Source organism: Cytobacillus oceanisediminis (assembly GCF_004366035.1).
Lineage (GTDB): Bacteria > Bacillota > Bacilli > Bacillales > Cytobacillaceae > Cytobacillus > Cytobacillus oceanisediminis_C.
Genome location: NZ_SOEE01000001.1, coordinates 866,259 through 872,687, shown reverse-complemented (window position 1 = coordinate 872,687; position 6,429 = coordinate 866,259). Strand labels below are relative to the sequence as shown.

Sequence of the window (6,429 nt, the reverse complement as noted above, 5' to 3'; positions counted from 1 at the left end):
AAATCCTCCGCCCTATTCATTAAAACTATTGAAACACAAAAAACCCCAGAAAGGGGCACTTTTTTATCAGTGTCCACTATCTGGGGTATAGTTCAAATCTGGTGGACGTTTTTATTTAATTATAGGAATGTATAGAATTTCACCCGCAGGATAAGGAAGGCTTCGTTAGCATAAACATCGCATGGCCGAAAGCGACAGCTTTTAGGAGGACGTGGCGATCCTAGTCTGCGTTCCTTCTTGGGCAAGGCGCTTCCGCCTTTCTTATCGGAGATAGGTAATAGCCTGTTTGCCCATCTGCACCCATGCTTTTTCAAAATCATTTTTGAGTGCTTTTTTATTTTTCTCACCTGTGAGCGGGTCGTTGAAATACATGTATTCCTGATCATAGCCTGTGAGCAGGACTGAATGCTCTTTATAGGTAACCTGGATTTTTCCGCTTGGCGTATGCCAGGTCTGGAAAAAGTCATCAGAAAGCTGTTTATAGGCTGTGTTGATAATAACCCAGACAGGCCTGCCGTCTGACAGATGGATCTTTAAGTCTTCAAAATCGGATCCGGTAAGGTCTTCAATGGAGCCAGGCATGTACTTTTCCGCAAGCTCTTTTACGGGTTTATGATAAACACCGAGACCTGGATTATCAAAGGAATACATATCGCCTATGAATCCGTCATTCGGGTGCCCGAAGTAGATTTTTCCGTTTTCTATGCGATAAGGCTCAGGATTTTTCTTTATTTCTTTAGCGAGTGTCATTTTATCAGCCTGTATCCCTGCATGCTGAAGGAGCATGGATAAGCTCGTCACTTCGCATCCTCTGGGGAGCTCAGGAAACTGATTGACTGCGGGTGCATTTATAATTGTTTCTTCCTTGATCTTAATTACGGCAGTGTTGTGTCCAAGGAAAGAGCTGGCTTTCTCAGCAGGTTCAGACAGCCATGATTTAATTTGATTTACAGCTGAAGCAGGCTGGCTGCCTGAAAGGTTGTCATAAATAAATGCACCAGAAATCAGGATGAAGACAAGTAAAAACATTGGTGCCGTTTTTAACATGGTTTTTCTGAATATCACTATTAAAAATAAGAAAAGAACAATTGCCGCAATATAAATCTTCAATTTCTTCACCCGCCCATTGGTATTGCCTTATGTTTATTATCGGCTATTTTCCCATTCTATTAATAATAGGGGGCAGGTGAGTTATTCAGGCTTTTTCTGCAAAGACTTATAGTACTGCCCTTTTTCGGCGTATTCTCTGCTGATCCTTTCCATATCTTTGATATCTTCTGGCGTCAGCTCGCGGATCACTTTTGCAGGCCTTCCGAAAGCAAGTGTATTGGGAGGGATTTTCTTTCCCTGTGGAACAAGGCTCCCTGCACCAATGAATGCTCCCTCTCCGATTTCAGCCTGATCTAATACAATTGAGCCCATTCCTATTAAAGCCCTCTTGCGGATAACACAGCTATGAAGGATTACCTGATGGCCAACTGTCACTTCATCTTCCAATATCAGGGGATTATTCGGGCTTTGATGCAGGACGGAATTGTCCTGGATATTGACTTTTTTGCCGATGATTGTTGGTGCTACATCTCCGCGTATAACGGAGTTGAACCAAACGCTGGAATCCTCGCCAATTTCAACATCGCCGGTAATGGTAGTAAAATCTGCAATAAATGCGGATTCTGCAATTTTAGGTTCTTTATCTTTATATGGATAGATCATGTGAAACACTCCTATATGCAGTTTGATTATTTTGATTTTATCATAAGAGGCATGATAAACGTTGTTTTGGCAAAAAGAATTCCAATTTTACAAAGGGCTGATTCATGAACAATTTTAGCATCTAGGCTATAATATATATACATAAGACAGTACGGAAAAAAGGCTGGGAGGATTGACTATGTGGAAATGGGAAACTGAAGGAGATGCAAATGGCGTTATTGTCATGGTGCATGGGGCAATGGAGCATCACCGCCGTTATGGCTGGCTGATTGAAATGTGGCGCTTGGCCGGTTTCCATGTCATTATGGGAGATCTTCCTGGCCAGGGGATGACTTCAAGGTCCAGAAGAGGCCATATTGATTCCTTTGATGAATATATACTTGAAGTTCAGGATTGGGTACACGCTGCCTATGAATTTGAATTGCCGGTCTTTCTTTTAGGGCACAGCATGGGCGGTCTGATTGCCATTCGCCTGCTGCAAGAGGAAAGAATGAATCTCGCTGGAGTAATTTTGTCTTCTCCATGTTTAGGCTTGGTTCAACAGCCTTCGAAATTCCTGAACTTCTTATCGCTTGGACTCAATTCTGTGATGCCAGGCCTGAAAATGGATGCCGGATTATCCGTGGACATGGCGACGCGGAATCAGGACGTCCTTGATGCTGATTTAAATGATTCTCTTTATGTGACAAAAGTGTCGGTCAGGTGGTACAGGGAACTTGTTTCTGCAATAAAGCTTGCTTTTGAGAATCTTGATAAAATCCAGGATGTGCCCCTCCTCGTATTGCAGGGCGGCGATGATAAAATCGTGAATAAAACAACTGTCAGAGAATGGTTTAACCTTGCGCCCTTCTCAGAGAAAAGGTTCAAAGAATGGCCTAAATGCTACCACGAAGTCTTTAATGAACCTGAACGTGAAGAAGTCTTTGAATACGCAAAGGATTTTGTGAACAGCCAATTAAAAGCGCTTGGCTATGTGGTTTAAGGACGGGGTTTTAATTATGGAGGGTGCAGGCATAGCATAAGAACTGCTCACCTATCTTAAGCAAAAGGAGGTTTATCATATCATGAGTGTCCCTTCCATGCCAATTAGCTTAATGTCACATGTCTACAGGAAGGTTCTTCCTGCTGTACATAAGGAACTAGCATATTGGAAAAGCAGAGCGGAAGCAATTCCTGATCCGGAGTTAAGAAAGCAGGCTCTTGCCAGCATTGAGCATAAAACCTTCCACTGTGAAGGCGGAGCTATTATGTCATTAATGGCCAAGGAAAAATATGAACAAGCGGTTAAGTTCATCGTCGCATATCAGACAATCAGTGATTATTTGGACAATCTCTGCGACCGGAGCACCTCGCTTGATCCCCGGGACTTTGCGGCACTGCACGAGTCAATGGAGGATGCCCTCGATACGGATGCTGCAGATAAAAATTATTATAGGCTGAGAAATGAACAGGATGATGGAAACTATCTTGCAGATTTGGCAGGAGTCTGCAGGGAAGTGCTGTCCAGTCTGAGGCATTATACACATATAAAAAGCCATCTGCTTGAATTATGCCGTTACTATTGTGATCTGCAAATACATAAGCATGTTGTGGTGGAAGAACGAGTTCCCCGTCTTCAGAATTGGTTTGACCAATATCGGTCTGATATTCCTGAGATGGAATGGTATGAGTTCTCTGCTTGCTCGGGTTCAACTTTGGGTATTTTTTGCCTTGTTTCCTACGCACTGAGAGATGATTTTGAAGCGGAGCATGCGGTAAATATACGAAATGGATATTTTCCATACATCCAGGGTCTCCACATTCTTCTTGATTATCTGATTGATCAGGAGGAGGACAAAGCCGGTGGAGACTTGAATTTTTGCTTTTACTATGAAAACGAAGAAAAACTGTTTTCGAGATTGAAGCATTTTGTTGCCGAAGCAGATAAGCATACCGAAAAGCTGCCTCATAAACATTTCCATAAACTGATTAATCGAGGCTTGCTCGGGGTTTATCTATCTGATGAGAAGGTCCGGAATCAGCGGAATGTCAGAAGACTAGCCAAAAGCATGATCAGAACAGGCGGCATGGTAAGCTTTTTCTTTTATGTGAACGGCAGAGCTTACCGTACTTTGCAGAAGATGATGCCTGCTGGCTTTTCAGGAGCAATTGAAAAATAATATAAAGCCTGCTTTTTTTGCAGGCTTTTACCGTTTTTCAATGGCTACAATAAACGGAGGGTTATTTTTTTGATTAATAAACTGATACTGCAATACATGGACGATGCTTTGATCCAGCTGCCTTACATATCTGAGCAGATAATCACGCTCAACAGCTCCCTCAATATGGCCGTGATAAATCACTAAAAGGATAACCCCTTCCGGAGCCATTAGTTCCAAAAGCTGATCGATGGCAGAAATGGTTGTCTGCGGACGGGTGACAATATCTTTATCACCGCCGGGCAGGTAACCTAAATTAAAAATGGCTGCGGTTATTTTTCCATGATGCACAGGCGGCACATTCTCAAGAATGAATTCATGTCCTGTATGGAAAAGGGTAGCCCTGTCTGACAGGTTATGATCAGCCAGGCGTATTTTTGTATTCTGGACAGCCTCTTCCTGAATATCGAAACCGTAAACTCTTCCATTATGTCCTACAAGATCCGCCAGAAATACTGTATCATGTCCGTTGCCCAAAGTGGCATCAATAACGATATCTCCCGGTGATACTGCTTTCTCAAGCAGCTGTCTTGCATAAGGTAAGATTCTTTCAAGCTTCATGACAATGCCTCCATTTGGCTTGGGTTGTAAAGTTTTCCTTGCCAGCTGTTTCTTCGCTTTAATTCCGCATCAATGCTATTTAGCACTTCCCACTTATTTACGCTCCACATTGGCCCGATCATCAAGTCGATTGGCCCATCTCCTGTTATGCGGTGGACAATCATTTCCGGAGGTAAAATCTCCAGCTGGTCACATACTAAGTTTACGTACTCATCAAGAGACAGAAACTCAAGCATACCTTTTTCAAATTGTTTAACCATTGGGGTTCCTTTTAATAAATGAAGGAGATGAATTTTAATCCCTTGCACATCCAGCTTAGCAATTTCCCGTGCGGTTTCCATCATCATAACCGGTGTTTCAAGCGGAAGGCCATTAATGATGTGGGAACAGATGCGGATGCCATGTTTGCGGAGCTTGTTTACTCCCTCCACATAGCATTGATAATCATGAGCGCGGTTAATTAAAAGGGCAGTCCGTTCATGCACAGTCTGTAAGCCCAGTTCTACCCAGAGATAAGTCCGCTGATTAAGCTCTGCCAGATATTCGACTACATCATCAGGCAAACAGTCTGGCCGGGTCGCAATAGACAGTCCGACTACTCTGTCCTGCTCAAGCACTCTCTCATACATATCACGAAGCACTTCCACAGGGGCATGAGTATTCGTAAAGGCCTGAAAATAAGCCATATATTTTCCGTCTTTCCATTTATGATGCATTTTTGTTTTTATTGCATTAAATTGTGTTTCCAAATCATCAGCACGGTTCCCGGCAAAGTCTCCCGATCCGGCTGCACTGCAGAATGTACATCCTCCATGTGCGACCGTGCCATCACGGTTGGGGCAATCAAATCCGCCATCGAGTGCCACCTTGAAAACTTTATGTCCAAATTCATTACGCAAATGATAATTCCATGTGTGGTACCGTTTATTATCGGATGCATATGGAAAAGGATTTACTTTATCCACAATTATCCCTCCTTTTTCAAAGAGTAATCTATAAGGTAAAAATAAATATGAAGGATTTCATAAAATTAATCTTAACATGACCCAAAACCTTATCCAAGGGGGAATTGGCAGGAAATAGAGTGGTAAGGATTACGGAAAAATGAACAAACTAATTATTGAAGCATGCAAGCTTCTAGACCCATTCTTTAAGGAGGGGAACAGATAATGGCAACCCGTGAATCGATGGATACACTTCTGCAGCAGTGTGAGGATGCAATCCGTTTTGCCCAGGAGCAGTTTGAATCAGGCAGGACACAGGAGCATTACAATGATAACGAATACTCCAATGCACTTCAATCTTTGGAAGCTGCTTATAATGATATAACCCAGATGGCCCACAGCGCCAACTCCCAGCAGCGGGAACAGCTTCACCGGATGAGGCTGCAACTGCAGCAGCTCCAAAATCAGATGATAATACTTCCTCATTAAGGAGTGGTCCACAGATGGTAAAAAAGCGCTCAAAACAAAACAATCCGGAACAAAAGACCCGCAATGGCGCCAATAGTCAGGACGTTGAACTTGGCCGGGATTTTGATGCGGTAAAGCAGTCGAAAAAGAACTATGAAAAGTCAGGCGGCCAGCCTGTAAAATCAAAATTTCACCCTGAGCCGGAACAATCATCATAAGGAAAGCGGAAGTCCACCCCCGCCAGCCTCAGCAAGACAAACCGAAATGTGGAGGCGGCTGCTCAGGGGCGACAAGCATAGTCGAGCCCTGCAACTATGAGCCGCAACAAGACAAGCTTGTGACCCCGGGGGGAGAGGCGCTCTCCCTAAGCGCTTTTAGATGATAAAGCTGTAGAAGCATTCCTTATGGAGCTAGACAGTTATCGACATTCAAACTCTAATTATTTTATGAAATATGGAAAGCCCTGATTTTTCAAAATCGGGGCTTTATTTTTGTGCCGTTTAACGAACTATTCTTAATAGGTGCATTCTAAAAATCCACATTCA

Annotated in this window: 8 protein-coding genes; 4 read left to right on the top strand and 4 right to left on the bottom strand. The window is 43.1% G+C overall.

What is annotated here, in order from left to right:
* Positions 1-261: 261 nt before the first annotated feature.
* Both DFO72_RS04385 and DFO72_RS04380 read right to left on the bottom strand, forming a co-directional pair.
* Positions 262-1,110, bottom strand: a complete 849-nt coding sequence (locus DFO72_RS04385; protein ID WP_113882523.1) for a C39 family peptidase — start codon at positions 1,108-1,110, stop codon at positions 262-264.
* 81 nt (positions 1,111-1,191) lie between these two features.
* Complete coding sequence (locus DFO72_RS04380; RefSeq protein WP_113882524.1) at positions 1,192-1,713, bottom strand: gamma carbonic anhydrase; 522 nt, start codon at positions 1,711-1,713, stop codon at positions 1,192-1,194.
* 178 nt (positions 1,714-1,891) lie between these two features.
* Here DFO72_RS04380 and DFO72_RS04375 point away from each other — a divergent pair, with 178 nt between their 5' ends.
* Together DFO72_RS04375 and DFO72_RS04370 are read left to right on the top strand one after the other, a co-directional pair.
* Positions 1,892-2,695 carry an alpha/beta hydrolase gene (locus DFO72_RS04375; RefSeq protein WP_113882525.1) on the top strand — a complete coding sequence of 268 codons (804 nt, stop codon included), beginning with the start codon at positions 1,892-1,894 and terminating at the stop codon, positions 2,693-2,695.
* An 82-nt stretch (positions 2,696-2,777) separates the two neighbouring features.
* Entirely contained in the window at positions 2,778-3,872 is a 1,095-nt protein-coding gene (locus DFO72_RS04370; RefSeq protein ID WP_113882526.1) for a tetraprenyl-beta-curcumene synthase family protein, read from the top strand.
* Between the two features lie 27 nt (positions 3,873-3,899).
* Here DFO72_RS04370 and DFO72_RS04365 read toward each other — a convergent pair whose 3' ends face one another.
* Both DFO72_RS04365 and DFO72_RS04360 read right to left on the bottom strand, forming a co-directional pair.
* Positions 3,900-4,472: a class I SAM-dependent methyltransferase gene (locus DFO72_RS04365; RefSeq protein WP_113882527.1), complete on the bottom strand. Its 573-nt coding sequence runs from the start codon at positions 4,470-4,472 to the stop codon at positions 3,900-3,902.
* Complete coding sequence (locus tag DFO72_RS04360; protein WP_113882528.1) at positions 4,469-5,437, bottom strand: TIGR01212 family radical SAM protein; 969 nt, start codon at positions 5,435-5,437, stop codon at positions 4,469-4,471. The genes DFO72_RS04365 and DFO72_RS04360 overlap by 4 nt, the downstream gene beginning before the upstream one ends.
* Positions 5,438-5,641: 204 nt before the next feature.
* Here DFO72_RS04360 and DFO72_RS04355 point away from each other — a divergent pair, with 204 nt between their 5' ends.
* Together DFO72_RS04355 and DFO72_RS04350 are read left to right on the top strand one after the other, a co-directional pair.
* Entirely contained in the window at positions 5,642-5,905 is a 264-nt protein-coding gene (locus DFO72_RS04355) for a YtzC family protein (RefSeq protein ID WP_009333375.1), read from the top strand.
* 14 nt (positions 5,906-5,919) lie between these two features.
* Positions 5,920-6,102 carry a hypothetical protein gene (locus DFO72_RS04350; protein WP_009333374.1) on the top strand — a complete coding sequence of 61 codons (183 nt, stop codon included), beginning with the start codon at positions 5,920-5,922 and terminating at the stop codon, positions 6,100-6,102.
* The last annotated feature ends 327 nt before the right edge of the window (positions 6,103-6,429 follow it).